The 23,361-nt window shown below is 69.0% G+C and carries 27 protein-coding genes; 17 read left to right on the top strand and 10 right to left on the bottom strand.

Annotated elements, in window-relative coordinates:
- The first annotated feature begins 30 nt into the window (after positions 1 to 30).
- The 3 genes from ACQ5DX_RS19375 (at position 31) to pyrE (ending at position 2,031) form a co-directional block, all read left to right on the top strand.
- On the top strand, positions 31 to 735 hold the full coding sequence (locus ACQ5DX_RS19375; RefSeq protein ID WP_430334105.1) for a hypothetical protein: 705 nt from the start codon (positions 31 to 33) through the stop codon (positions 733 to 735).
- A 105-nt stretch (positions 736 to 840) separates the two neighbouring features.
- Positions 841 to 1,404 carry a LemA family protein gene (locus ACQ5DX_RS19370; RefSeq protein WP_430334104.1) on the top strand — a complete coding sequence of 188 codons (564 nt, stop codon included), beginning with the start codon at positions 841 to 843 and terminating at the stop codon, positions 1,402 to 1,404.
- 93 nt (positions 1,405 to 1,497) lie between these two features.
- Positions 1,498 to 2,031, top strand: a complete 534-nt coding sequence (gene pyrE / locus ACQ5DX_RS19365; protein WP_430334103.1) for an orotate phosphoribosyltransferase — start codon at positions 1,498 to 1,500, stop codon at positions 2,029 to 2,031.
- Between the two features lie 92 nt (positions 2,032 to 2,123).
- Here pyrE and ACQ5DX_RS19360 read toward each other — a convergent pair whose 3' ends face one another.
- Positions 2,124 to 2,627, bottom strand: coding sequence for a hypothetical protein (locus ACQ5DX_RS19360; protein WP_430334102.1), 504 nt, complete (start codon positions 2,625 to 2,627; stop codon positions 2,124 to 2,126).
- Positions 2,628 to 2,782: 155 nt separating this feature from the next.
- Between ACQ5DX_RS19360 and galT the strand changes: the two genes are divergently transcribed.
- From galT to ACQ5DX_RS19340, 4 genes are all read left to right on the top strand, one after another.
- On the top strand, positions 2,783 to 3,898 hold the full coding sequence (gene galT, locus ACQ5DX_RS19355) for a galactose-1-phosphate uridylyltransferase (protein WP_430334101.1): 1,116 nt from the start codon (positions 2,783 to 2,785) through the stop codon (positions 3,896 to 3,898).
- Positions 3,895 to 5,073, top strand: a complete 1,179-nt coding sequence (gene galK / locus ACQ5DX_RS19350) for a galactokinase (RefSeq protein ID WP_430334100.1) — start codon at positions 3,895 to 3,897, stop codon at positions 5,071 to 5,073. The genes galT and galK overlap by 4 nt, the downstream gene beginning before the upstream one ends.
- Positions 5,074 to 5,254: 181 nt before the next feature.
- Entirely contained in the window at positions 5,255 to 6,373 is a 1,119-nt protein-coding gene (locus ACQ5DX_RS19345) for a helix-turn-helix domain-containing protein (RefSeq protein WP_430335749.1), read from the top strand.
- A gap of 119 nt (positions 6,374 to 6,492) precedes the next feature.
- Positions 6,493 to 7,044: a nuclear transport factor 2 family protein gene (locus ACQ5DX_RS19340; protein ID WP_430334099.1), complete on the top strand. Its 552-nt coding sequence runs from the start codon at positions 6,493 to 6,495 to the stop codon at positions 7,042 to 7,044.
- Positions 7,045 to 7,134: 90 nt separating this feature from the next.
- Here ACQ5DX_RS19340 and ACQ5DX_RS19335 read toward each other — a convergent pair whose 3' ends face one another.
- Together ACQ5DX_RS19335 and ACQ5DX_RS19330 are read right to left on the bottom strand one after the other, a co-directional pair.
- The gene (locus ACQ5DX_RS19335) at positions 7,135 to 8,382 is read right to left on the bottom strand and encodes an MFS transporter (protein WP_430334098.1); all 1,248 of its coding nucleotides are present in this window, start codon (positions 8,380 to 8,382) and stop codon (positions 7,135 to 7,137) included.
- A 28-nt stretch (positions 8,383 to 8,410) separates the two neighbouring features.
- Positions 8,411 to 8,857 carry a MarR family winged helix-turn-helix transcriptional regulator gene (locus ACQ5DX_RS19330; protein ID WP_430334097.1) on the bottom strand — a complete coding sequence of 149 codons (447 nt, stop codon included), beginning with the start codon at positions 8,855 to 8,857 and terminating at the stop codon, positions 8,411 to 8,413.
- Positions 8,858 to 9,017: 160 nt separating this feature from the next.
- Between ACQ5DX_RS19330 and ACQ5DX_RS19325 the strand changes: the two genes are divergently transcribed.
- A complete protein-coding gene (locus ACQ5DX_RS19325; RefSeq protein ID WP_430334096.1) occupies positions 9,018 to 9,755 on the top strand; it encodes a lysoplasmalogenase family protein in 738 nt (245 codons plus the stop codon).
- Here ACQ5DX_RS19325 and ACQ5DX_RS19320 read toward each other — a convergent pair.
- On the bottom strand, positions 9,752 to 10,198 hold the full coding sequence (locus ACQ5DX_RS19320) for a hypothetical protein (RefSeq protein ID WP_430334095.1): 447 nt from the start codon (positions 10,196 to 10,198) through the stop codon (positions 9,752 to 9,754). The genes ACQ5DX_RS19325 and ACQ5DX_RS19320 overlap by 4 nt on opposite strands.
- Before the next feature lie 26 nt (positions 10,199 to 10,224).
- Positions 10,225 to 10,866, bottom strand: coding sequence for a TetR/AcrR family transcriptional regulator (locus ACQ5DX_RS19315; RefSeq protein ID WP_430334094.1), 642 nt, complete (start codon positions 10,864 to 10,866; stop codon positions 10,225 to 10,227).
- Between the two features lie 231 nt (positions 10,867 to 11,097).
- On the opposite strand from ACQ5DX_RS19315, the gene ACQ5DX_RS19310 reads away from it, so the two are divergent.
- The 5 genes from ACQ5DX_RS19310 to ACQ5DX_RS19290 all read left to right on the top strand — a co-directional run bounded on the left by ACQ5DX_RS19310 (position 11,098) and on the right by ACQ5DX_RS19290 (position 15,988).
- Positions 11,098 to 12,027 carry a metal-dependent hydrolase gene (locus ACQ5DX_RS19310; protein WP_430334093.1) on the top strand — a complete coding sequence of 310 codons (930 nt, stop codon included), beginning with the start codon at positions 11,098 to 11,100 and terminating at the stop codon, positions 12,025 to 12,027.
- Positions 12,027 to 13,190 (top strand): hypothetical protein, encoded by a 1,164-nt coding sequence (locus tag ACQ5DX_RS19305; RefSeq protein WP_430334092.1) that lies wholly within the window; start codon positions 12,027 to 12,029, stop codon positions 13,188 to 13,190. Before ACQ5DX_RS19310 ends, ACQ5DX_RS19305 begins: the two co-directional genes overlap by 1 nt.
- A gap of 4 nt (positions 13,191 to 13,194) precedes the next feature.
- Entirely contained in the window at positions 13,195 to 14,013 is an 819-nt protein-coding gene (locus ACQ5DX_RS19300; RefSeq protein WP_430334091.1) for an SDR family oxidoreductase, read from the top strand.
- Positions 14,014 to 14,115: 102 nt separating this feature from the next.
- Positions 14,116 to 14,832, top strand: coding sequence for a TrmH family RNA methyltransferase (locus tag ACQ5DX_RS19295; protein ID WP_430335748.1), 717 nt, complete (start codon positions 14,116 to 14,118; stop codon positions 14,830 to 14,832).
- 34 nt (positions 14,833 to 14,866) lie between these two features.
- On the top strand, positions 14,867 to 15,988 hold the full coding sequence (locus tag ACQ5DX_RS19290) for a glycoside hydrolase family 76 protein (RefSeq protein ID WP_430334090.1): 1,122 nt from the start codon (positions 14,867 to 14,869) through the stop codon (positions 15,986 to 15,988).
- A gap of 6 nt (positions 15,989 to 15,994) precedes the next feature.
- Here the strand turns inward: ACQ5DX_RS19290 and ACQ5DX_RS19285 are convergent, their stop codons facing one another.
- Complete coding sequence (locus ACQ5DX_RS19285) at positions 15,995 to 16,657, bottom strand: DedA family protein (protein WP_430335747.1); 663 nt, start codon at positions 16,655 to 16,657, stop codon at positions 15,995 to 15,997.
- A 2-nt stretch (positions 16,658 to 16,659) separates the two neighbouring features.
- Positions 16,660 to 17,412 carry a VTT domain-containing protein gene (locus tag ACQ5DX_RS19280; RefSeq protein WP_430335746.1) on the bottom strand — a complete coding sequence of 251 codons (753 nt, stop codon included), beginning with the start codon at positions 17,410 to 17,412 and terminating at the stop codon, positions 16,660 to 16,662.
- Between the two features lie 167 nt (positions 17,413 to 17,579).
- Here ACQ5DX_RS19280 and fbaA point away from each other — a divergent pair, with 167 nt between their 5' ends.
- Positions 17,580 to 18,617 carry a class II fructose-bisphosphate aldolase gene (gene fbaA / locus ACQ5DX_RS19275; protein WP_430334089.1) on the top strand — a complete coding sequence of 346 codons (1,038 nt, stop codon included), beginning with the start codon at positions 17,580 to 17,582 and terminating at the stop codon, positions 18,615 to 18,617.
- 130 nt (positions 18,618 to 18,747) lie between these two features.
- On the opposite strand, the gene ACQ5DX_RS19270 is transcribed toward fbaA, so the two are convergent.
- A complete protein-coding gene (locus ACQ5DX_RS19270; RefSeq protein ID WP_430334088.1) occupies positions 18,748 to 19,284 on the bottom strand; it encodes a hypothetical protein in 537 nt (178 codons plus the stop codon).
- Positions 19,285 to 19,376: 92 nt separating this feature from the next.
- On the opposite strand from ACQ5DX_RS19270, the gene ACQ5DX_RS19265 reads away from it, so the two are divergent.
- Genes ACQ5DX_RS19265 through ACQ5DX_RS19255 form a run of 3 tightly spaced genes read left to right on the top strand, consistent with a single transcriptional unit; the run spans position 19,377 to position 21,920 of the window.
- Positions 19,377 to 19,793: a DUF3151 domain-containing protein gene (locus ACQ5DX_RS19265; RefSeq protein ID WP_430334087.1), complete on the top strand. Its 417-nt coding sequence runs from the start codon at positions 19,377 to 19,379 to the stop codon at positions 19,791 to 19,793.
- Between the two features lie 37 nt (positions 19,794 to 19,830).
- Positions 19,831 to 20,925 (top strand): FUSC family protein, encoded by a 1,095-nt coding sequence (locus tag ACQ5DX_RS19260; protein ID WP_430334086.1) that lies wholly within the window; start codon positions 19,831 to 19,833, stop codon positions 20,923 to 20,925.
- 59 nt (positions 20,926 to 20,984) lie between these two features.
- Positions 20,985 to 21,920 carry a cation diffusion facilitator family transporter gene (locus tag ACQ5DX_RS19255; protein ID WP_430334085.1) on the top strand — a complete coding sequence of 312 codons (936 nt, stop codon included), beginning with the start codon at positions 20,985 to 20,987 and terminating at the stop codon, positions 21,918 to 21,920.
- 22 nt (positions 21,921 to 21,942) lie between these two features.
- On the opposite strand, the gene ACQ5DX_RS19250 is transcribed toward ACQ5DX_RS19255, so the two are convergent.
- Together ACQ5DX_RS19250 and ACQ5DX_RS19245 are read right to left on the bottom strand one after the other, a co-directional pair.
- The gene (locus ACQ5DX_RS19250; protein WP_430334084.1) at positions 21,943 to 22,866 is read right to left on the bottom strand and encodes an SDR family oxidoreductase; all 924 of its coding nucleotides are present in this window, start codon (positions 22,864 to 22,866) and stop codon (positions 21,943 to 21,945) included.
- Positions 22,863 to 23,327 carry a pyridoxamine 5'-phosphate oxidase family protein gene (locus ACQ5DX_RS19245; protein WP_430334083.1) on the bottom strand — a complete coding sequence of 155 codons (465 nt, stop codon included), beginning with the start codon at positions 23,325 to 23,327 and terminating at the stop codon, positions 22,863 to 22,865. The genes ACQ5DX_RS19250 and ACQ5DX_RS19245 overlap by 4 nt, the downstream gene beginning before the upstream one ends.
- Positions 23,328 to 23,361 lie beyond the last annotated feature (34 nt).

The raw sequence follows: 23,361 nt of genomic DNA, 5'->3' as shown, positions 1-23,361 counted from the left end.
CGGGCCCGAGAGTGGCTAGGCTGAGCCTCGATGACGGCTATGTGGTTCGGATTGGCAGTGATAGCGCTCGCGGGTGCTGTCGCCCTGCTCTATGTCGATCGCACGCGACGCAACCAGACGGGGCGCGTCCGGCAGATCTGGGCTAAGGCGCAGGGATACACGTACAACACCTCGGACGAGCAGTTGCCGTCGTACTGGCACCGGGCGGCCCTCGCCAAGCAGGACTACCTGGGTGCGGTCGACGTGGTGCGTGGCATCCGCCGCGGCGAGGAGTTCGTGCTGTTCGATCTCGAGGACACGGCGACGATCGTCGCAGTCCACCGTGAGGTGGGGTCGGACGTCGACATCGATCTGCGGCTCAAGTCGACCCCGCCGCCGCGCGATACGGACCTGAACCTGCTGGGCGCGATCGGACCCCGCGTGGTGTTCGCGACCGACCTCGAGATCGCCCGCCGCGTGTGCGACCAGCGCATGGTCGCGTTCACCGAGTCGGTGCCCCCGCAGCTGCAGATGCTGTGGAGCGAGGGGGAGTGGACGCTCGGCTCGCTGCCGGTGGGCAGCTCCGGCCGGGACTGGGACGCCGCGATCGAGACGGTGTCCCGACTGTCGGGCATGCTGCGCGTGCTGCCGCCGACCACCGCGCCCGGCGTGATGCACCCGGGTGCACACGATCCCGGTCGCCCGATCGCGCAGGACCCCTACGGCATGGTCGACGAGCCGGAGTCCGCCCGCTGAGTTCCCGCGTCGCGCACCGGTGCGCGCTCGAATAGCGGCCCCGTCGGGAGCACAGTAGATTCCGCAACTGTGGTTGTTGTGTCGGGTGTTGTTCTTGTTCTTGTTGTGATTTCTGTGGCCTGTGCGGCCTGGGCGATCTCGAGTGTCCAGCGGCTGCGCCGGGCTGCAGCCAGCGTCGACTCTGCCCTCGCGCTGGTCCACGTGGAACTGGATCGCCGCTACGAGTACGTACCCGGCCTGGTGCTCGCCGCCTCCGAGACCGTCGGAAGCGACCTGGTGGCACCGGTGACCGGGGCGCGATCACTCGCCATGCGCGTCCGCGAGGAGAAGCTCGACCTGCGCCGCCAGGCCGGTGCCGAGAAGGCGCTGTCCGAGGCCCTGCAGGCGGTGCTCGCGTCGGGCCGGCGCTACCCGCAGCTCGCGCACGACTGGGCATTCGTGCGCCCGGCGCACGAACTCGAGGTCACCGAGCAGCGGCTGGCCGGGGCGGTGCGGGTGTACAACACACAGGCCAGGAGCCTGAACCGGTCGATCCGCACGTTCCCCGGGACCCAGCTCGCCCAGCGTCTCGGGATCGCGAAGGTACAGCTGTTCCAGGCGACGATCCTGGCGGTGGCATCGTCCGAGGCACCGGCCGACGGTGGCGACGTCGTCGACGCCGCAGCGTGAGGGCTGGTGGGGGTCGTGGGCGCTGTGACCTGGCTTCCTCGCTAGGCTCGACACGACGAATTGTTGTCTGACTTGGTGATGGGAGAGCGGCCGATGACGGATCGCGACGAGCTTGCGGCGCTGGTGCGCGAGCTGGCGGTGGTGCACGGACAGGTGACCTTGTCCTCGGGCAAGGAAGCCGACTACTACGTGGACCTGCGCCGCGCGACGCTGCACCACCGCGCCGGCCCGCTGATCGGCAAGCTGCTGCGCGAGAAGGTCGCCGACTGGGACTTCGACGCCGTCGGCGGACTGACCATGGGCGCCGACCCCGTCGCGATGGCCGTCATGCACGCCGAGGGTCGCCCGATCGACGCGTTCGTCGTCCGCAAGGCAGCCAAGGCGCACGGCATGCAGCGCCAGATCGAGGGCCCCGACGTCGTCGGCAAGCGTGTCCTCGTCGTCGAGGACACCACCACCACCGGCAACTCGCCGCTCACCGCGGTCAAGGCCCTGCGTGACGTGGGCGCCATCGTCGTCGGTGTCGCCACCGTCGTCGACCGCGCCACCGGCGCCGACGCCGTCATCGCCGCCGAAGGACTCGAGTACCGCTCGCTCCTCGGCCTCGAGGACCTCGGCCTGAGCTGATCCGGGATTTCTGCTCCCCAGGTTTCAAGCTGAAGGGACCGTTCATGCGCTCGCAGCGCGTGAACGGTCCCTTCAACTGTTGGAGCGTCCGGTCAGGGGACGAGGAAGAATGCCTGGACGGCCCCGTAGGACGTCTGCGGGCGGACTTCGTTGTACCAGGGGCTGACCGGGCCGACCAGCATCGAAATTCTGGCGACTCCGGAACCGGGATTGATCTCGGTACGGACGGTTTGCCCTTGGACGGCGAGGAGCTCCACTTCCTTGACCTGCCCGGTGTAAATACCGAGGTTCCATGCGATGGAGACCTTCGCCTTGCAGACCGGGTTCTGCGCCCATCCCGGCCCGATGCCGTTCATCCCGCGCGGTGTGAAGGCGATGGTGGCGAGACCCGGACGTGTGGGATCGGTCTCGACGACGGTGTCGATCAGGCCGTTGCAGAAGTCGTTCTGCCCGAGCACCGCCAGGGTGGGGCCGTTGAGAGTGGTGTGCAGGATCGGCGCGGGCGCGGCGCTCGCGGTGGTGGCGACACCAGTGACGGCCGCGGTCGCGGCGGCCGCGGCGGCGAATGCGCGCACGGCAAAGCTACGAAGCTTCATGTGAATCCCCCGTTGTTTCGATGTGTTTCGTATCCCCCCGGCTGTTGTGACTCCGGTGACGGAGCAACAGCCTCGAGCATGCTCACACAGAACGTCCGACCGAACCAAACCGGGTGGTAGGCGACGGAATAGGGGCGGTCGCATATCGTGTTCCGATGCCGATCCGGAGAACGCGGACACTCCTGTCCGACGGGCGTGAGCTGTTCTACTTCGACGACACCGAGCCGTTCGCGAGCGGGGCGGCGACGCGGGAACTGCACGACGGCCGCGACCTGGCGCCCGTCGAGGCGGCGTCGTCGATGCGCTACGACGTCCTGACGGGGGAGTGGGTGACGCTGGCGGCGCACCGCATGAACCGCACCTTCCTGCCGTCGACTGACGAGTGTCCGCTGTGCCCCACTCGTCCGGGACGTCCCGCGACCGAGATTCCCGCCGCCGACTACGACGTCGCGGTGTTCGAGAACCGCTTCCCGTCGCTGGCGTCCGGCGCGGCGCTGGGCTCCGAACTCGTTGACGGCGAAGCACTCTGGCCGCAGCGTGCCGCCGACGGACGGTGCGAGGTGGTGTGCTTCACGAGCGATCACAACCGCAGCTTCGCCCAGCTGTCGCCCGCGCGGGTGCGGACGGTGCTCGAGGCGCTGCGGGACCGGACGCGTGAGCTGTCGGCGCTGCCGTCCGTCGCGCAGGTGTACTGCTTCGAGAACCGCGGCGAGGAGATTGGGGTGACGCTCAGCCACCCGCACGGCCAGATCTACGCCTACCCGACGCTGCCGCCGCGGACCGCCGCGCTGCTGCGGCAGGCCGAGGAGCACCGCAGCCGCACCGGGCGCTCGCTGCTGCGCGACGTCCTCAACGCCGAACGACGTGCCGGCACCCGCGTGGTGGTCGAGGGTGAGCACTGGACCGCGTATGTCCCGGCGGCCGCCCGCTGGCCCGTCGAACTGCACGTCGCGCCGCACCGCGACGTCGCGGACCTCACCGAGCTGGACGACGCCGAGCTCGACGAACTCTCCCACCTGTACCTCGATGTGCTGGGGCGCCTGGATCACTTCTTCGACGGCGTCGACCGCCTGCCGTACATCGCCGGCTGGCACCAGGCTCCCGTCGGCGCCGGACGCGAACTGGGAAGGCTGTACCTGCAAGTGTTTTCGCTCATGCGCTCGCCACACCGGATGAAGTTCCTCGCCGGCTCCGAGTCCGGGATGGGGGCGTGGATCGGCGACACCACGCCCGAGGCGATCGCCGCCCGATTCCGGGAGGTCGCGCCGTGACGGTCCGGTGGTTCCCCGCCGTGCCCGACGTCGAACTCGCGCAGTCGGCTACCGACGTCTTCCGCCGCGAGTTCGGGGGCGAGCCCGTGGGTCTGTGGGCGGCGCCCGGGCGGGTGAACCTGATCGGCGAGCACGTCGACTACGCGGGCGGACTGTGCCTGCCGATCGCGTTGCCGCACAGCACCGTCGTCGCCGTGTCGCCGCGCACGGACGGACTGATCCGGCTGCGGTCGACGGACGGGCAGCCGTGGGACGGCCGCTTGCGCGGCATCGGGCCCGGTCGGCCCACAGGCTGGGCCTCCTACCCGGCCGGTGTGATCTGGGCGCTGCGTGAGAACGGACTGCTCGCCGACGATTTCGGGGGAGTCGATGCCGCCTTCGTGTCGACGGTGCCGATCGGGGCCGGGCTGTCGAGTTCCGCGGCACTCGAGTGCTCGTTGGCGCTCGCGCTCGCCCCGGACGCCGAGCGCGCGGCACTCGCGGCGGCGTGCGTGCGGGCCGAGAACGAGGTGGCGCTCGCCCCGACCGGAGGAATGGACCAGGCGGCGTCGCTGCGGACGACGGAAGGGCATGCGCTGCTGCTGGATTCGGCGTCGGGTGCGGTGTCGCAGGTGCCGTTCGTGCCGGAGGGGTTGTCGCTGTTGGTGATCGACACCCGCGCCCCGCACCGTCTAGTCGACGGCCAGTACGCGAAGCGGCGGTCCGCGGTGGAGCGGGCCGCCCGTCGACTCGGCGTCGACTCGCTGCGCGAACTCGCCGACAACGGACGCGACGGGATGGACGCGGTCCGGTCGCTGAAGGACGACGTCCTGCGCCGCCGCGCGTGGCACGTGATCAGTGAGATCGCCCGCGTCCGATTGGCGGTGCGGGCGTTGGAGTCCGGCGAGTTCGACGAGGTGGGCAGGCTGCTGTACGCGTCGCACATGTCGCTCAGTCGCGACTTCGAGGTCTCGTGCCCGGAACTCGACAATGCTGTCGAGGCCACGCTGATCGCCGGGGCGTTGGGCGCCCGGATGACCGGCGGCGGCTTCGGTGGCTCCGCGATCGCGTTGATCCCGGCCGAGCGGGTCGACGAGGCCGTCGAGACCACGCGCAGGCGGGCCGCGGAACGCAATCTGCCCGAGCCTGCGTTCGCCGTCGTCGCGGCGTCCGCGCCCGCACGCCGCCTCACCTGACCTCCCCCTCCGCGTTGTGCGCACTTATCGCGATTCGAGAGGGGTCTGGGACGCGACAAGTGCGCAAAGCGCGGGGTGGATTCCCGTCGATCGGGAGGGCGGGATTCCTTCCCGGCGGCGCTGAGCCATCCTCGTAGGACGACGAGGAACGGAGCCCACGGTGAGTCACGAGCACTTGCGGATGTCGGAGCTGGGCTCGGACTCGGTCTCGGTGCTGCGGATCATCTCGTACTTCGACGAGCTCGGCGAGTCGGCGGCCAACGCGGACACGGTCGTCCGGGCCGCGGCGCTGCTCGCCGAGTGTCCGGTCGGCGCCCGGTGGGCTGCGGGCACCGTGATCCGCTACGACGCCCTCGGCGGCCCGCTCGACGAGACGCGCGACGCCGAACCGGTGCGTCACGATCCCTGGGTGTGGCTCGAGCGGGACGGCGCCGAACGCCCCCTCGACTCGGTGCTGCTGGACCGACTGCGTCACACGCTGCGCGTCGCGGCGGCGCGGTCGGGGTCAGCGGAGGGGCTGCGCTTGGGCGATCCCGCGCTGCTCGAGGTGGTGCTCTCGGACAAGGAGCGTCGCGAGGACCGGGTGCGTGCGGTGGGGCTGCTGGGGCTGGACCCGGCGCGCGAGATCCGGGTACTGGCGGTGTCGTCCACATCGAGTGTGTCTGCGGTCGAACTGATCTCGCGCACCTGCTCGGGGCGGCTGGTCCGCTCGGTCGAGGTCGGCAACCTCACCGCGGTGCTGTTGCAGGACCACACGGACAGCCAGACGCTCGCCGACGACCTGCATGCTGCGATCGTCGACGCCTACCCGACGTCGCGGGCCGATCGCGGCCCGTGGGTGGGGATCGGGGAGCGCGTGAGCGTGTACGCGGCGCCGACGTCGTGGAAGCAGGCCCGTCGGGCGCTGCGCTTCGCGTCGTCGACGGGCTACGGGCGGCGCGCGGTCGCGTACGGGCGGCTGAGTTCGCTCGAACTGCTCGCCGAACTGCCCCTGGAACGTCTCCTCAACGACCGAGACGTCGCGCGGATCAACGCGATCGCCGCGTCGGCGACCGGCGCCCAGGAGGTCGCGACGCTGGAGGCATTCTGTGTGTTCGGTTCGCTGCGGCGCACCGCGGCGGAACTGCACGTGCACCACAGCACCGTCGCCGCTCGGCTCGCGCATCTAGAGACCGAGATGGGCTGGAACCTGGAGGACGCGATGGACCGGTTCATGGCGACGCTGGTGCTGATGATCCGGCGGATGGCGTTGTCGTCGACGGAGCTGGCGGCGTCGGAGGTGTTCGGGCCGGGGTACTGAGGCCATCCGACACGCGTCGGAAAGCTCGGTCGAATCAGTCGACGCCCGTCGGGTGACCCGCGACCGTGACGTGGGTCACCATCGTTGCGAAGTTCGTTTCACCGGAAAGGAATTCGCACATGGCCGTCGATCCCACCCGTACCTGGGAACTACTCGAGCAGCGCCTCGCCACCACCACCAACGCCCGGCACCGGGTCGTTCTCGGTGTCGTGATCGAGCACATGAAGGCAGAGGCCGCCCCGGACCTCGACGGCCTGATGGCGACGTTGAGCCCCACCCCGGACTACCACTTCTGGAACGGCGGCCAGGACGTCGGGCCGAAGGGCACCGAGGGGGTGAAGACCTACTACCTGGACTTCCTCGCGACGCGCACCAACATCCTCGAATACGAGCTCGACCGCCTGGTCGTCGACGACCACTGCCTGGTCACCGAGGGTTTCCTCAAGCAGATCTACCCGGGCTCGTACGCCGCGCAGATCGGCATCCCGGTCGACGACGAGTCGGCCGACTACCTCGTCGTGTTCCGGCAGCTGATCCTGTGGCCGGTGGACGAGAACGGGCTGATCCAGGGCGAGGACTCGTACCACTCCGGTCCGTCGAGCGTCACCAAGCTGTCGTTCGACGAGCTGCCGCAGGAGTACATCGACCTGGTGCACACCCCCGCCAACTGAGCGATCCCTGTGCTGGAAGCTGAAGGGTCCCTTCATGCGCTGTGTGCGCGTGAAGGGACCCTTCAGCTGATGACAGGTTCGGTCAGGAACTCAGTCCGCGTCGCCGACGGTGACGGCGGTGGCCTCCTCGACGCTGTGCGGCTCGGGGTCGTGATCGTCGACGTGCGCCAGGACCTTGCGGCCGGTGGCGAGGACGAGGATGCCGGCGACGGTGCACGCCGCGCCCACCCAGAACGGGATGTGGACGTTGTGCTCACCCAGCTTGCCCGCGAGGTACGGTGCCGCGGCGCCACCGACGAACCGGACGAAGCTGTACGCGGCCGACGCCGTCGAGCGCTCGACCGGCGCCGAGATCATGACGGTCTCGGTGATGAGCGTGTTGTTGACGCCCAGGAACAGGCCCGCGAGGACGACGCACACGACGAGCACCGGCTTGGACTCGGTGAACAGCGCCATCACGCCGAGGTCGATCGCGAACAGCGTCAGCGCGGCGATCATCATCGGCAGCGTGCCGAATGCGCGCTGCAGGCGCGGAGCCAGGAACACCGACGAGATCGCCAGCATCAGGCCCCAGCCGAAGAAGATGAAACCGATCGAGTACGTGCCCATGTCGAGCGGGAACGGGGTGTACGCGAGCAGCGTGAAGAAGCCGTAGTTGTACAGCAGGGCCGTGATCGCGACGGTCAGCAGACCGCGGTGGCGCAGCGCCAGGAACGGTGCGGCGAGCGAGGTGTGGTGCTGCGGCTTGGGCGCCTTCGGCAGCATCACCATGATGAAGATGAACGCGATCGCCATGAGGGTCGCGACGCCGAAGAACGGTGCGCGCCAGCTGATGTTGCCCAGCACACCGCCGACGAGCGGGCCGACGGCGATACCGATGCCGAGCGCCGCCTCGTAGAGGATGATCGCCCGGGCCACGCCACCGCTGGCCGCGCCGACGATCGCGGCGAGCGCGGTCGCGATGAACAGGGCGTTGCCCAGACCCCAGCCGGCGCGGAAGCCGACGATCTGATTGATCGTGCTCGACGCGCCCGCGGCGGCCGCGAACACCACGATGATGGCCAGGCCCCACAGCAGCGTCTTCTTGGCGCCGATGCGGCTCGAGATCATGCCGGTGAACAGCATCGCGACGCCGGTGACCAGCATGTAGCTGGTGAACAGCAGCGACACCTGCGACGGCGTCGCGTCGAGCTGTTCGGCGATCGGCTTGAGGATCGGGTCCACGAGGCCGATGCCCATGAACGCGATGACGCTGGCGAAGGCGACTGCCCACACCGATTTCGGTTGCTGCAGGATGCCGGGCTTGGTGCTCGCGGCGGGGGCGGTCGTGGTGCTCACGTATCCCTCCTTGATGATGTCGTCGTGGTCAGCGGTCCGCCGCGGCTGTGCGGATGATCGCCCGGAGTTCGCCGAGTCCCTCTGAGAGCAGAGCGATCTGCTCGGGCTCGAGGTGCGCGAAGTGCGGTGTGAGGACGTCCGCGAGGTTGCGTCGGCCCTCGGCGAGCCACTCGCGGCCCTCGTCGGTGATGCCGACGAGGACGGCGCGCGAGTCGTCGGGGTCCGGTTGCCTCTTCGCGAAGCCTTCCTGTCCCAGCTTCTTGAGCAGCGCCGTCGCGGACGGCTGCGACGAGCTGTCGAGCCGGGCGAACGTACTCACCCGAAGCGGACCCTGCTCCTCGAGCAGCGACAGCGCCCGCATCCACGACCGGGGTCGGTCGTCGGTGGCGAGCGTCGAGGCCAGGCGAGTGAAGCGGTGGGCGTTGCTCACCAGGTCGACGAGTAGGTCGCGGAACTCGGGATCGGTCGAACTCATGGTCCAATAATTACATAAGCTAACTATCTATGTAAACCCCCATGTCGAGCCCATTTGTCGATCCGAACGGTCAGTCCGGGGGCGCGCCGGGCGTGCGAAACGCCGGACTGACCGTTCGGTGGCGGTACCGTCGTGCGGAATCGGACACGAGGGAGTGGTGATGGCGTTCGCGAGCATCAAGAAGTGGGGACTCGAGCACGCGGTGTTCGTCGGCGCGACGGCGGCGACGGTCTACGGTGCCGTCACCGGGAGCGAGCGGATCCAGCAGGTCGCCAAGCCGCTCATCGCGCCGGCGCTCGCGACCCGCGTGCTGCGCCGCCGCGACGACCTGGACACCGCCGACACCGCACTGCTCGTCGCCGGCCTCGCGGCCGCCACGGTCGGCGACGTGTTCATGATCGACCCCGACGTCGACGCCCGCCTCAGGCGCGGCGCCACGTCGTTCGGTGTCATGCAGGTCGCCTACTCGTCGCTGCTCACCCGACGTGGCGCTCGGCCCCGCCTGGCCGCCGCGCTGCCTCGACTCGGCGCGTGGGCCGGGGCGTCGGGCCTGCTGCACGCCAAGGCCCCGACGGTTGCGAAGACGCTCACCGGTTACGGCGCGCTGCTCGGCACCACCGCGACGCTCGCGGCCGACCCCGCGCTCGCACCCGGTGCCGCCGACGTCGCCGGGCTGCCGATGCCGAACCGCCGCGATCGGCGCAGTTGGCTCGGTCTGGGCGGGCTGCTGTTCACCGGGTCCGACGGGACCATCGTGGTGCGCAAGCTGTTCCTGCGTGGGGAGAAGTCGCGGGCCGTCGCCGAGGGCGCCATCCTGGCGTCGTACGCTGCCGCGCAGCTGCTGCTGGTCGAGGGGATGATCGCGCTCGGTAGCGGCGCGAAGCAGCGGAACGTCTAGGGGTAGATCAGGATTCGGTCACGATTGCGCGGGTCGACGCGGATGGAGATGGTCTCGCCGACGACGAATCGCGACCGGTTCTCGGGCAGCACCTCGTAGAGCACGCGGCCCTTGTACGACTCCGAGCCGGGCACCGTCAGATCGAGGTCCAGTTCGGTGAGTTCGCCGTTGTCGACGGTGCGTCGGATCCGCTGCGTCCGGCGGATCTTCGCCCACCCCTCGATGCCGTGCTTGGCGAGCTTGCGTTCGGCGTGGGTGGGGCGGTCGGCCCACATCATGCCGAGCCCGAGGACGGAACCGTAGGCCGCCAGCAGCCCGCCGATCTGGTACGGGATGGTGCCCTCGGGGGTGTGCTCGATCAGCCATCCCAGCCAGATCGCGAGAACGATGACGTAGCTGACGGTGATGAAGCAGACGGTGCGGACGATGCGTGGGTGGTTCATGACATTCTTCCCGTGACATCCCCAGCCTAGTCGCCGGGCGCAGGCTCCGATGGTGTGGCCGCGGCACCCCGATCGATCTGGGCGGCAATGGATGTTCCCATCCAACGTCGCAGGTAGGAGCGCAGTTCGTCTTCGCTGCGCGGCGGGTTGCCGGGCGAGACGAAGAACGACTGCATCGTCCGCAGCAGGTACTCGACGAGTTCGCGCAGGGCCGGTTCGTCGTAGCCGTGCCGCTCCCAGTCGACGTCGAAGCGTCGGATCATCGTCATTCCGAAGACCATGGCCTCGTCGGACGTGATGCCCTCGGTGTGGGAATGCGCGCCGGAGAGCATGATCCCCAGGTGGGGGGTGCGGCGCACGTCGTCCAGCGTGTAGATCACGGCCTCGACGAGGGCTTCGGCGGGCTCTTCGAGTCCCTGTGTGTGCTCTGTCAGTCGGTCGAGGAAACTCCCGACCGACGCGATGGCCGCGGCCCGCAGGAGGGCGTCGGTGCTGGGGAAGTAGCGGTACACCGTCTGCCGGATGACGCCCAAGGATTCCGCGACATCGGCGATGCTGATCACCGCACCCGTCCGGCCGATCAGATCGACTGCGGCGGAAACGATTCGCTGCGACGCTTCCTCGTCGTTCACGGGGGGACTGCCGCCCCACCCACGCCTGCGCGCCACTGTTTGCTTCCTCGGCTCGGACCGCACCGGGTCGATGTGTACGGCCGCCCGGATCAGGGGCCGACGCTATCACAGCGCCACAGCGATAGAACGCGTTCTCATCATACGGATGATGCGGGTGATGTATGTTCTGGCGACGCGGGGCCTCGCAGGACGTTCGGGCCCCGGACCGGCCTGGGCAGAAGTGCGAAACACGGACTGCGAAGACGTAGGAGAGACGAGGTACCCGGAGTGACCGACTTACACGTGCGAAAGATGCGTTTCGCCTTCGCGGACTACGACGTGCCGTTCAACTGGAACGAGGACAACCCGGCCTTCTCGAGCATGGCCAACGCGGTGTCGTTACTCGCGATCGGCTTCGAGAAGATGATCGTGCAGTTGATCACCGAACTCATGCCGCGCATCACCGATCCGGCTGTCGCGGAGGAGGCCGACGCCTTCATGCGCCAGGAGGGGCAGCACTCGACGGCGCACCGCCAGCACGTCAAGGGGCTGATCAAGCGCTACCCGGGGCTCCAGGGCACCCTCGACGAGGTGATCGGTGCGTTCGACAAGCTCACCGCGCAGACGTCGCTCGAATACCGGCTCGCCTACACCGCCGACCTGGAGGCGACCTTCACCCCGGTGTTCAAGCTGATGCTCGACAACGACTCTCGACTGTTCCGGCCGGGTGACGACCGCGTCGCGTCGCTGTTCATCTGGCACTTCGTCGAAGAGGTCGAGCACCGCAGCTCCGCGCTGGTCATCTTCAATTCCGTTGTCGGAAGCGACCTCTACCGGATGCGCCAGGCCCCGTCGGTGTTCAAGCACGTGCTCGACGTCATCAAGATCGCATGCGAGGGCTTCAACGAGCATGTCCCGCTGGAGGATCGGAAGATCGACGCGATGTCGATGTTCGCGCGGCACCGGCGGGCGCAGCGCATCCGCAAGAGCGTGCCGTGGTTGAGCTACACCGATCACGGGCCCATGCCGCGCGCGTTCGACGACCTGCCGATGGGCGAACAGCTCGTCGCGCTCGCCGGTGTCGTCCGCAGCCAGATGCCCAAGCACAACCCCGATCACGAGAAGCTGCCCACGCTCGCCGGTGAGTGGTTCGATCGCTACGACGAGGGCTACGACGTCACGTACTGGTACACCGCAGATACGCGGGAGGCGAACTGATGTCGGATCACTGTTCGCCCACCTTCGAAGGCCTGGCCACTCGGCTCGGCTTCTCGTGCGACGACGCCGGGGGAGTGTTCGAGGTCCGCAACCCGTTCGCATTGGAGAACTGGACGCTCCCGGTCCTCGAGTTCACCATCGTGCTGGGCGCGGTGCTCGCGCTCGTCTACGCGATTGTGCGTCTGCGCCGCCACGGCGACCCCACCAACCTCGTTCTGTGGTTCGGCGCCACCGCGTTCCTGTTCGTGATCGAGCCGCCGATCTACTTCCCGGCCGCGTTCGGCACCGAGGACTATTTGGGCACGATGTTCGCGCACAACGTGTTCACCGTGGATTTCCTGTGGGGCCGGCTCCCGCTGTACATCGTCGCGATCTATCCGTTGATGGCGACGCTCGCGTTCGAGATTGTCCGGATGCTCGGCGTGTTCCGGCGTTACGGGGTGTTTCTCGGCGCGGTGTGTGTCGGCTTCGTCCACCACGCGTTCTACGAGATCTTCGACCAGCTCGGGCCGCAACTGCGGTGGTGGGAGTGGTCCCTCGACAACAAGGTCAACCAGCCGTTCTTCGATTCGGTTCCGCTGCCGAGCGTCGTGGTGTTCGCCGCGCTCTGGCCGATGTCGCTGGCGCTGTGCGTCCAGTTCTTCGTCGGCCGCTACGTCGATCGCGGCCGGCACTTCTCCGGGCTCGAGTTGGTCTGGCGCACAGTGGTGGTCGGTCTCACCGCGTCCGTCGGCGTGTTCGTCCTCCCGCTCCCGGCGACGGTCTTCGGGATGGGTAGCGACACGGCCCGAGGATTCCTCTACGCGGCCGAGCTCGTCGCCGTCGCGGTCGTCGCGATTCCGATCCTGGTCAAGCAGTGGTCGCGGTTGCGCGCGGGAACATCCGACGTCCCCGCCTACTCGAACGACTTCGTCCGGATCTACGGCGCCGTGTACATCGCGGTGATGGCCGTGCTGTGGGTGACGGCATTGCCTGCGTTCCTCGACGCCGTCGACGGTGTCACCGGCAACGGCGATCCGATCGGCAACCTCTGGTACACGATCGCGTGCTTCGCGGTCGCGATCCTGTCGGTGGTCGCCACGGTCACCGTGCCGAGGGGGCCACGGGAGGGCGGCGATCGGGCGCCGAACGTCACCGGAAAGGTCACGCAGGACCTAGCCTGACGGCATGGCTGAGGTATCTGGGACATCCCGACCCACCGTGTTCGTCACCGGCGCGGCCGCGGGCATCGGCCGCGCGACCGCGCTGGCCTTCGCCGGCCGCGGCTACGTCGTCGGCGCGTACGACGTCGACGAGGACGGACTCGAGTCGCTGCGCGGAGAGATCGTCGCCCGCGGGGGAAGCGTGCGGACGGGACGGCTCGACGTCACCGATCTCGACGGGTGGCGCGCGCGGCTGTCGGAGTTCACCGCCGGCGGTCGGCTCGACGTCCTCGTCAACAACGCGGGGGTGCTGTCGTCGGGGCGCTTCGAGGACATCCCCGCCGACGCGCACCGGCGAATGGTCGACATCAACGTGGGCGGCACGATCAACGGACTGCTCGCGGCGTTCGCCTACCTGAGGGAGACGCCGGGGGCGCAGGTGGTGAACCTGGGGTCGGCGTCGGCGATCTACGGACAGCCCGAACTGGCGACCTACGGTGCCACCAAGTTCGCGGTGCGCGGACTGACCGAGGCGCTCGACCTCGAGTGGGGCGCCTACGACATCCGGGTGATCGACATGTGGCCGCTGTTCGTGCGCACCGGGATGGTCCGGGGGATGTCGACGGGTACCACCCGCTCACTCGGTGTCCGGCTCACCGCGTCGGACGTGGCGGACGCGATCGTCGCGGCGACCGGACACCGAGGCCGCATTCCCAAGGTGCACTTCGCCGTCGGTCTGCAGGCGAAGGTGCTCGCCGCGGCGGCGGGCGTCAGCCCGGCCTGGCTCGCCAGGTCCACGAACCGACTGCTCAGCCGCAGTGGGCGGAGGCTGGGGTCGGGGTAGGCGACTAGAGTTCAGCGTCGACGTGTCGTCGTGTGTGAGTGTGGAGGAATCGGCTGTGGCTCGGGTAGCGGTCTGGGGTTCGACGCGGTGAGCGACCCGAAGATGCATGCACCGGCCAGAGAAGACGCTGTCGACGTGACCGACGCCGACGCGGCCGACGGCGTCGACGTCCCCGGCCCCACCGAATGGGGCGAGCACCCGTACGGCGTCGGCCCGTGGGCCGTCGAGCACGGTACGCCGGTGCCCGACGATCCCCACTACGATCCGGAGCTCCTGGTGGAGGGGGACCGGCGCAACGTCGTCGACGCCTACCGCTACTGGACGCGGGAAGCGATCGTCGCCGACATCGACAGCCGCCGGCATCCCCTGCACATCGCGATCGAGAACTTCGGCCACGACTCGAACATCGGCACCGTGGTGCGGACCGCGAACGCGTTTGCGGCGGCCGCGGTGCACATCGTGGGGCGTCGACGCTGGAACCGCCGCGGCGCCATGGTCACCGACCGCTACCAGCACCTGATGCACCACGCCGACCTCGACGAGCTCGCGGAGTTCGCGCGGGACAACGCCCTTACGATCGTCGCGGTGGACAACACGCCCGGCTCGGTTCCGATCGAGACCGCGGACCTGCCACGCGACTGCATCCTGCTGTTCGGGCAGGAGGGTCCCGGCGTCACCGAGCAGGGACACGCGGTCGCGTCGATGACGGTGTCCATCGCCCAGTTCGGGTCCACCCGCAGCATCAATGCGGGCGTGGCAGCGGGGATCGCGATGCACACCTGGATACGGCAACACGCCGATCTCGGTCGCGCTTGGTAGCGAAACACACCGTACCCAGGCAAGATCGGTAGGCATGCAGCGCGAATGGTCTGCCCGAGCGGATGCCGCCGAGAATGCGGTCATCACTCGGCACATCCGTCGTGTGTGGGGGATGCCCGGTACCGCCCTGGCGGTCGTCGCGTGGCCCGCGGTTCGCCGGGAACGCGTATTCGTGAACTGGCACTACTGGTGGCAGGCGAATCTCATCAACTGCACGGTGGATGCCGCCGAACGGAATCCGACGTCGAAACGACGCCGTCGGCTCGTGAAACTCATTCGCGGCCACCGCGTCCGCAACGTCTCGGGCTGGACCAACAGCTACTACGACGACATGGCGTGGCTCGGGTTGGGCCTCGAACGGGCCCAGCGGATGCAGTTGATCGGCAACCGCAAGGCGCTGGCGATCCTGGAATCGGAACTGTTCGACGCGTGGTCGCCGGATGCCGGCGGCGGGATCCCGTGGCGCAGGCACTCCGATTTCTACAACACACCGGCGAACGGTCCGGCCGGTCTCGTGCTCGCGCGAACCGGGCGGCTGTGGCGCGCCCAGGCGATGGCCGACTGGATCGACGAGACGCTTCGCGATCCGGAGACCGGTCTGATCTTCGACGGCGTCCGGCGAGACGGAACCATCGAGCGCAACTTCTATTCGTACTGCCAGGGCGTCGTGTTGGCGCTCGAGACGGAACTCGCGGTCCGGCTGGGCGACGAGCGGCACCGCGCCCGGGTGCATCGACTGGTCGACGCCGTCGACGATCGGCTCGCGAAGGGCGGCGTCATCCGCGGTGGGGGCGGCGGCGACGGCGGATTGTTCAACGGGCTGCTTGCCCGCCACCTCGCCATCGTCGCGTTGATGCTGCCCGGCAACGCCCCCGAGGACGTGCGTGCACGGCGGATCGCGGCTCAGCTGGTGCTCGGTTCGGCGGAGGCTGCGTGGGAGAACCGGCTGCAGGTCGAGGAGTTGCCGCTGTTCGGCAAGGACTGGAGCCTGCCGGCGCAACTGCCCGGACTGGGCGGTGAGATCGCGACCCTCGAGGGCGGGTCGGTGCGCCCGTCGGAGATCGCGGAGCGCGACCTGTCGGTACAGCTCAGCGGCTGGCTGCTGATGGAGTCGGCCTACCTGGTCTCGGCCGCCGGCTATCCGAAACGTCGCTGAGGCGAGTCAGTCGACGAGGTCGTCGACGAGCACGTCCTGCGCCGGCTTCGACATCTCCCGGCGATAGCTGAGCAGGCCGAGAACGGTTCCGACCACCAGGACGCCGACCATGACGCCGAGCACGACGGGCATCAACCACGGCACCCGCTCGAGCAGCGAGCCGCAGTAGAAGCCGACGAGCAACAGGACGGGCGCCCACACGACAGCGCCGATGGTGCTGGCGATCGTGTAGCGGCGGTGGTTCATGTGCGCGGCGCCGGCGACCATCGGGCACAGCGTGCGGATCCACGGAATCCAGCGCGCCACCAGGACCGCCCAGAATCCGTGCCGGTCGAGCAGAACGTTGACTTTGTGCAGGTTCTTGGCGTTGACGTACTTGCCGTTGCGGCGCGCTACGAGGTGGTGGCCGCTGCGCTTGCCGATGGCGTACCCCACCTGGTTGCCCGCCACGGCGGCGCCCATCGCACCCGCAGACAGCGCCCACGTGTGCTCCGGGCCCGCCTCGTGGGTGGCCATCACGATCCCCGCGGTGACGAGCATCGAGTCGCCGGGCAGGAACAGGCCGACGATCACCGCGCATTCGAGGAAGACGAAGGTGAGTACGACCAGCCACACCAGCGCGGGGCCGGCGGACTCGAGCGGGCCGAAGGTTCCGGCCGCGATGGTCATCGTCAAGCGGTCGGATCGTGAGGTGCGGTGACGGATTCGGTGTTGTCGACGATCTCGGTCCCCGCCGCCTTCCGCGAGCCGACGTACCGCTTGCCGACCTCGACGATGATCGGGACCACCGACACCAGGACGATGAGGATGAAGATGAGGTCGATGTTGTCGGCGATGAACTGGATCTGGCCGAGGAAGTAGCCGAGCAGCGTGACGCCGGCACCCCAGATGATGCCGCCGATGACGTTGTAGGTGATGAACGTCGAGTACTTCATCTTCGACGCGCCCGCGACGAGGGGGGCGTACGTGCGCACGATCGGCACGAACCGCGCGAGGAAGATGGTGGCGGGGCCGTGCTTCTCGAAGAATGCGTGCGCCTCCTCGATGTAGCTCTTTTTGAAGATCTTCGCGTCGTCGGACTTGAAAAGGGCTGAACCGCCCTTCGTGCCGATGAGATACCCCACCTGGTCGCCGAGAATCGCGGCGATCGGGATCGTGAGCATCAGCGCCCATAGTGGAGCGAATCCCTCGACGCCACTCGCACCGGCACCGGCCGCCGCGACCAGGCCTGCCGTGAAGAGCAGGGAATCACCGGGCAGGAGCGGGAACAGCAGTCCTGACTCGATGAAGACGACGACGAGGAGTCCGACCAGGAACCATGTCCCGAACGAGTTCAGCAGGTGCACTGGATCGAGGAAGTCCGGCAGCAATGCCAGATTCGTGGTCACGGACTCCGAGGCTGCCAGCGCATTCACGCGCACCAGACTACCGGCGGCCGCTGAGAGCCGGCTGAGTCCACCGGGTCCGGCGAGCCGACACCGAGCCGACACCAGGGGAGGCGGCGGCGCGCCCGGGTTGCCATACTGCATAGAGAACCCGCGCGCCGTGACAATCGGCCGCGCCCGAACCCGTCACATGGAGGACAGCCGCCGTGCCTATCGCAACTCCCGAGGTCTACGCCGAGATGCTCGGTCGGGCCAAGGAGCACTCCTTCGCCTTCCCCGCCATCAACTGCACGTCGTCGGAGACGATCAACGCGGCCATCAAGGGCTTCGCGGACGCCGGCAGCGACGGCATCATCCAGTTCTCGACCGGCGGCGCCGAGTTCGGTTCGGGCCTGGGTGTCAAGGACATGGTGACCGGTGCGGTCGCGCTCGCCGAGTTCGCGCACGTCGTCGCAGCCAAGTACGACGTCACGATCGCGCTGCACACCGACCACTGCCCCAAGGACAAGCTGGACACCTTCGTCCGCCCGCTGCTCGCGATCTCGCAGGAGCGCGTCAACGCCGGCCAGAACCCGCTGTTCCAGTCGCACATGTGGGACGGCTCGGCCGTGCCGATCGACGAGAACCTCGCGATCGCGCAGGAGCTGCTGAAGCTGTCGAAGGCCGCGAACATCATCCTCGAGGTCGAGATCGGCGTCGTCGGCGGTGAAGAGGACGGCGTCGAGGCCGAGATCAACGACAAGCTGTACACCTCGCGTGAGGACTTCGAGAAGACCGTCGACGCGCTCGGTGTCGGCGAGAACGGCAAGTACCTGCTGGCCGCGACGTTCGGCAACGTCCACGGCGTCTACAAGCCGGGCAACGTCGTCCTCAAGCCCGAGGTGCTCAAGGAGGGCCAGGAGGCCGCGACCGCCAAGCTCGGTCTGGCCGCCGGTTCCCAGCCGTTCGACTTCGTCTTCCACGGCGGCTCGGGCTCGCTGAAGTCAGAGATCGAGGACTCGCTGCGCTACGGCGTCGTGAAGATGAACGTCGACACCGACACCCAGTACGCGTTCTCACGTCCGATCGCCGGCCACTTCTTCACCAATTACGACGGTGTCCTGAAGGTCGACGGCGAGGTCGGCAACAAGAAGGTCTACGACCCGCGCAGCTACCTCAAGAAGGCCGAGGCCGGCATGACCGCTCGCGTCATCGAGGCCTGCAACGACCTCAAGTCCGCGGGCCGCTCGGTCTCCGCCGGCTAGTCGAGGGAAGGCCCTCACCACATCCACGTTTTGCGCACTCGCCGCTGTTTCCCCGGCTCGGGGGACACCGGCGAGTGCGCAAAACGCGTTTCAGGGGCCGGTCAGGGCCGGTCAGGGCCCGGTCGGGGGCTTACTGGGGGTTGCACACCTTCCAGTCGCCGTCGACGCGCACGAGATCGAACGTCCGCGGCGAGGCGTCCGACGGGTTGGCCTGCGTGTGCGCCGTGACCTGGGCGATCGCCGAGTTCCCGTTGATCTGGACGGCGTCGATGCTCGTGACGACCGGGACGCTGCCGTTGGTGACGGCGTCGCGGTGGACGTCGGCGAACTCGGCGGCCGGGATGTCGCGGTAGAAGTCGGCGAGCGTGCCGCACGTCGACGACTGGAGCGTCGTCAGGTCGCCCGACCCGAGTGCCGTCACGAACGAGTCGACGGTGTCGCGTACCTGCGATTCGGCCGCGTTCTCGGCGCCGCCGCGGGCGATGACGAACCCGGCGACGCCGAGTGCCGCCAGGACACCGACCACCGCGACGGTCGACGCGATCACCCAGCCGCGCTTGCGGCCGCGTCCGGTGCTCGACCCGGCCGTCGGCGCGGTGGGCGCGATGCGCTGCGGGCCGGCGCCGGTGGACGCGGGACTGGGCTGGATGTCGTCGGTGTCGGGCACGTGACGCCTCTCGGTGCGGGAGCGGGATCAACTGGTGGGCAGCCTATCGGCCCCCGCGCTGTGCCGGGCACGGTGCACGTAACCTGGACGCCATGACGTCTTTCGGTGATCTTCTCGGCCCGCAGCCCACCCTGCTTCCCGGTGACGACGAGGCGGAGTCGGCACTGCTCAACCACGAGGACCCGGCCAAGGTCGCCGCCGCGCACCCCACCGCGTCGATCGCGTGGGCGTACCTGGCGGAGGCGGCGCTCGAGCAGGGGCAGCCCGTGGCGGCGTACGCGTACGCCCGCACCGGCTACCACCGTGGGCTGGACCAGCTGCGCCGCAACGGCTGGAAGGGTTTCGGTCCCGTCCCCTACAGCCACGAGCCCAACCGTGGATTCCTGCGCTGCGTAGCTGCGCTCGCGCGGGCCGCTCAGTCGATCGGCGAGACCGACGAGTACGCGCGCTGCCTGGACCTGCTCGAGGACAGCGACCCGCGGGCCGCCGAAGCACTTGGTCTCGGCTAGCCGCTTCGTTCCACGACCGGCAGCGGGCCGGGACCGGATGGCGGCGGGGATCCGCCGCCTGCGGGTCTCGGCGCTGCCGGTTCTGCAGTGTGGCCTGGCGGCCGGGATCGCGTGGTTCGTCGCGACTACCGTCGTCGGTCACCCCCGCCCGTTCTTCGCGCCGATCGCCGCCGTGGTCTCGCTCGGGCTGTCCCTCGGTGCGCGCCTGCGCCGCTCGGTGGAACTGGTCTGTGGTGTCACCGTCGGCATCGGTGTCGGCGACCTGCTGATCTCGGTGATCGGCACCGGTGCGTGGCAGATCACGCTGGTCGTCACGTTGGCGATGGGGACGGCCGTCCTGATCGGATCGGGGCCCATCTTCTCGATGCAGGCGGGCACCTCCGCGGTGCTGGTGGCGACGCTCCTGCCGCCCGGCGACGCGGCCGGCTTCGAGCGCATGATCGACGCGCTGGTCGGCGGCCTCGTCGGTGTGGCCGTCGTCGCGGTCGTCCCGACCCATCCGGTGCGCCGGGCCCGGCGCGACGCCGCCGGGATCCTCGCGACCGCCGGTGAGGTGCTGCAACTGGTCGCCGACGGCCTCATCGAGAACGACGCCAAACCGATCGAGAAGGCGCTCCGCAAGGCGCGCGCGACGCAGTCGGCGATCGACTCCCTGCACAGCAATCTCTCCGGCGGCAAGGAGATCAGCCGGATCTCGCCGCTGTACTGGGGCACTCGCGCCCGGCTGGCCCGGCTCACCGCGACCGCCGACCCGATCGACAACGCGATGCGCAACATCCGCGTGCTGGCGCGCCGGTCGCTGTCGCTGGTGCGCGACGACGAGATCCTCGACCCGCGCCTGGTCGACCAGATCGAGAAACTCTCGCATGCGCTGGACGTGCTGCGCCGGATGATCCTGGCCGAGCCGGGGGAGCAGCCGGACCAGGCAGAGGCGGCGCGGGTGCTGCGCACGGTCTCGTCCGGGATGAAGCCCGAACTGGTCGAGCACGCGGGCATCTCCGCGACCGTGGTGTTCGCGCAGATTCGTTCCCTGATCGTGGATCTACTGCAGGTCGCGGGGCTCGGCCGGATCTCTGCCATCGCGACGCTGCCGCCGACGGTCCCCAAGCCGGCCTATCGCCCCGACCTCTGAACCTTTTGATATATGCGAATGTATGCATATGATGGGCCGGACCCGCGAGGAGGTTGATCATGGGAGCAGGTCACGGGCACAGCCACGGCAACACGGTGAGCGCCGGCGGCGCCGGGCAGTCACACGCGCGCATTCGCAGGATGGTGATCGCGCTCGGCATCCTGATCGCGTTCCTCGTTCTCGAGGTGGTCGTCGCGGTCGCGATCGGATCGCTCGCGCTGCTCGCCGACGCCGGCCACATGCTCACCGACGTCGTCGGCATGTCGATGGGTCTGGTCGCGCTGCTGCTCGCGAAGCAGGGGTCGAAGAAGGCCGCGCGCACCTTCGGTTGGCATCGCGCCGAGGTCCTGACCGCGATGGCCAACGCCGTCCTGCTGCTCGGCGTGGCCGCGTTCGTGATGTACGAGGCGATCGGCCGAATCGGCGACGTCCCCGAGATCCCTGGCGTCCCGCTGATGGCCACCGCGGTCGCGGGTCTGGCCGCCAACGTCGTCGTGATGCTGATGCTGCGCGCCGACGCCAAGGACTCGATCGCGGTCCGCGGCGCCTACCTCGAGGTGCTCGCCGACGCCGTCGGCAGCGTCGGCGTCCTCATCGCCGGTGCCGCGCTGGTGCTGTTCGACTGGACGTACGCCGACGTCGTCGTCGGTGTGCTGATCTCGTTGTGGGTCGTGCCGCGCGCGCTCAAGCTGGCCGCGTCGGCGCTGCGGATCCTCACGCAGGCGTCGCCCGCGAACGTCGACGTCGACGCCGTCCGCGCCGACCTGCACGCGGTTCCCGGCGTCTCGGACGTGCACGATCTGCACGTGTGGACGCTGACCACCGGCATGGACGTCGCGACCGTGCATCTGACGATGGACGGCGACGACACCGACTCGCAGCGGGTGCTGGCCGCGGCCAAGACCGTGCTCGACACGCACGGCCTCGGCCACGCCACCGTTCAGGTCGAGTCCGGCGCCGAGGGCTCGCGGTGCCAGGAGGACCTCACCTGGTGACGCGGGGCCGGAGGACGCATCCTCAGCGGTAGCCCGCGGTGTTCGCCGGCAGGCCGCGGTCCTGCACCTCGACCATGTACCGCCAGCAGTCGGGCCGGGAGCCGTCGACGTCGGTGAAGCCGTACCGCTGCGCCAGTTGTCCGCTGGAGACGACCTGGCCGCCGTACCCGCCCGCATCGGGCGCCGCGGCCAGTGCGGCGACCGCCCGGCCCACGAACGTCGGGGACTCGGAGATCGCGAAGTGCGGTTCCTGTTCGAGCGCGTCGCGCCAGTTGTCCTCGGTGACGCCGAAGAGCTCGAGCATCGTCTCCGAGCGCAGCCACCCCGGCGTCACCGCCACGGCGGTGCACCCGTGCGCGGCCAGTTCGTACGCCTGCGCGATGGTCATCCGCTGTACCGCGGCCTTGACGAGGTCGTAGTAGAACCCGTTCTGGTGCCGGTAGGCGACGTTGTATTCGGCGGTGCCGTCGGTCATCTCGACGACCAGCCCGCCCGGCCGGCGGATCAGCAGCGGTAGCGCGAAGTTGCTGGTGATCGCGTGGGTGTCGATCCCCATCCGCAGCATCCGCAGGCCCCCGTCCAGGTCGTGCTCCCACAAGGTGGTGCCGAACTGGGCGTAGCGGTCGCCGCCGAAGATGTCGTTGACCAGGATGTCGAGGCGGCCGTGGTCGGCGTCGATGCGCTCGATCAGGGCACGCACCTGGTCCGGTTCGAGGTGGTCGACGCGTAGCGCCACACCCTTGCCTCCGGCGGCGGCGATGAGTTCACCGGTCTTCTCGATCGTCTCGGGCCGGTCGATCTCCGACCGCCCGTCGATCCGGCTGCTCCGTCCGGTCGCGTAGACGGTCGCTCCGGCGCGGGCCAGCTCGACCGCGATGGCCCGTCCGGCACCGCGCGTCGCGCCGGCGACCAGGGCGACCTTCCCGGACAGGTCCGGCGCGCTCACCGGCCGACCCGCGTGACGTCGGCGCCGGGGCGCCAGAGGTCGACGTGCAGGCGATCCTCCGACACCGTGGTCAGCACCACCTCGTCGACGCTCAGTTCGAAGATCTGCGCGTCGTCGCCGGGGTTCTGCGGATAGGAGTCGAGGATCGCCTGCTTCTCGGCGCCGGTCAGCTCGCGGGCGCGGCCGGAGATCTTGGCGTCGCCGCCCTCCATCGTGTGATGGCCGGGATTCGAGTGCAGCGAGTAGCGCGGATCCCGCTGCAGGTCGCGCGCCTTCCGCGCACCGGGCATCGATCCGAGTACGAGCAGTCCACGGAAGGTCTCGACCTCGGTGCCGCTCACGCGCGGTGACCCGTCGGCCCTCAGGGTCGCGAGGACGTGGTGTTTGTGCGCGGTGAGTCGCGCGTGGACCGCCTCGGCCAGTGCCGGGGCCTGCTCGGAGAACTCCTGCCAAGTTGCCATGACACCAGTGTGCGACCGCATCACTGACATCTAC

It is taken from the genome of Rhodococcus sp. ACT016, from assembly GCF_050477185.1.
In the GTDB taxonomy this organism is placed as follows: Bacteria; Actinomycetota; Actinomycetes; order Mycobacteriales; family Mycobacteriaceae; genus Prescottella.
This window is presented reverse-complemented; position numbering and strand designations above follow the sequence as displayed.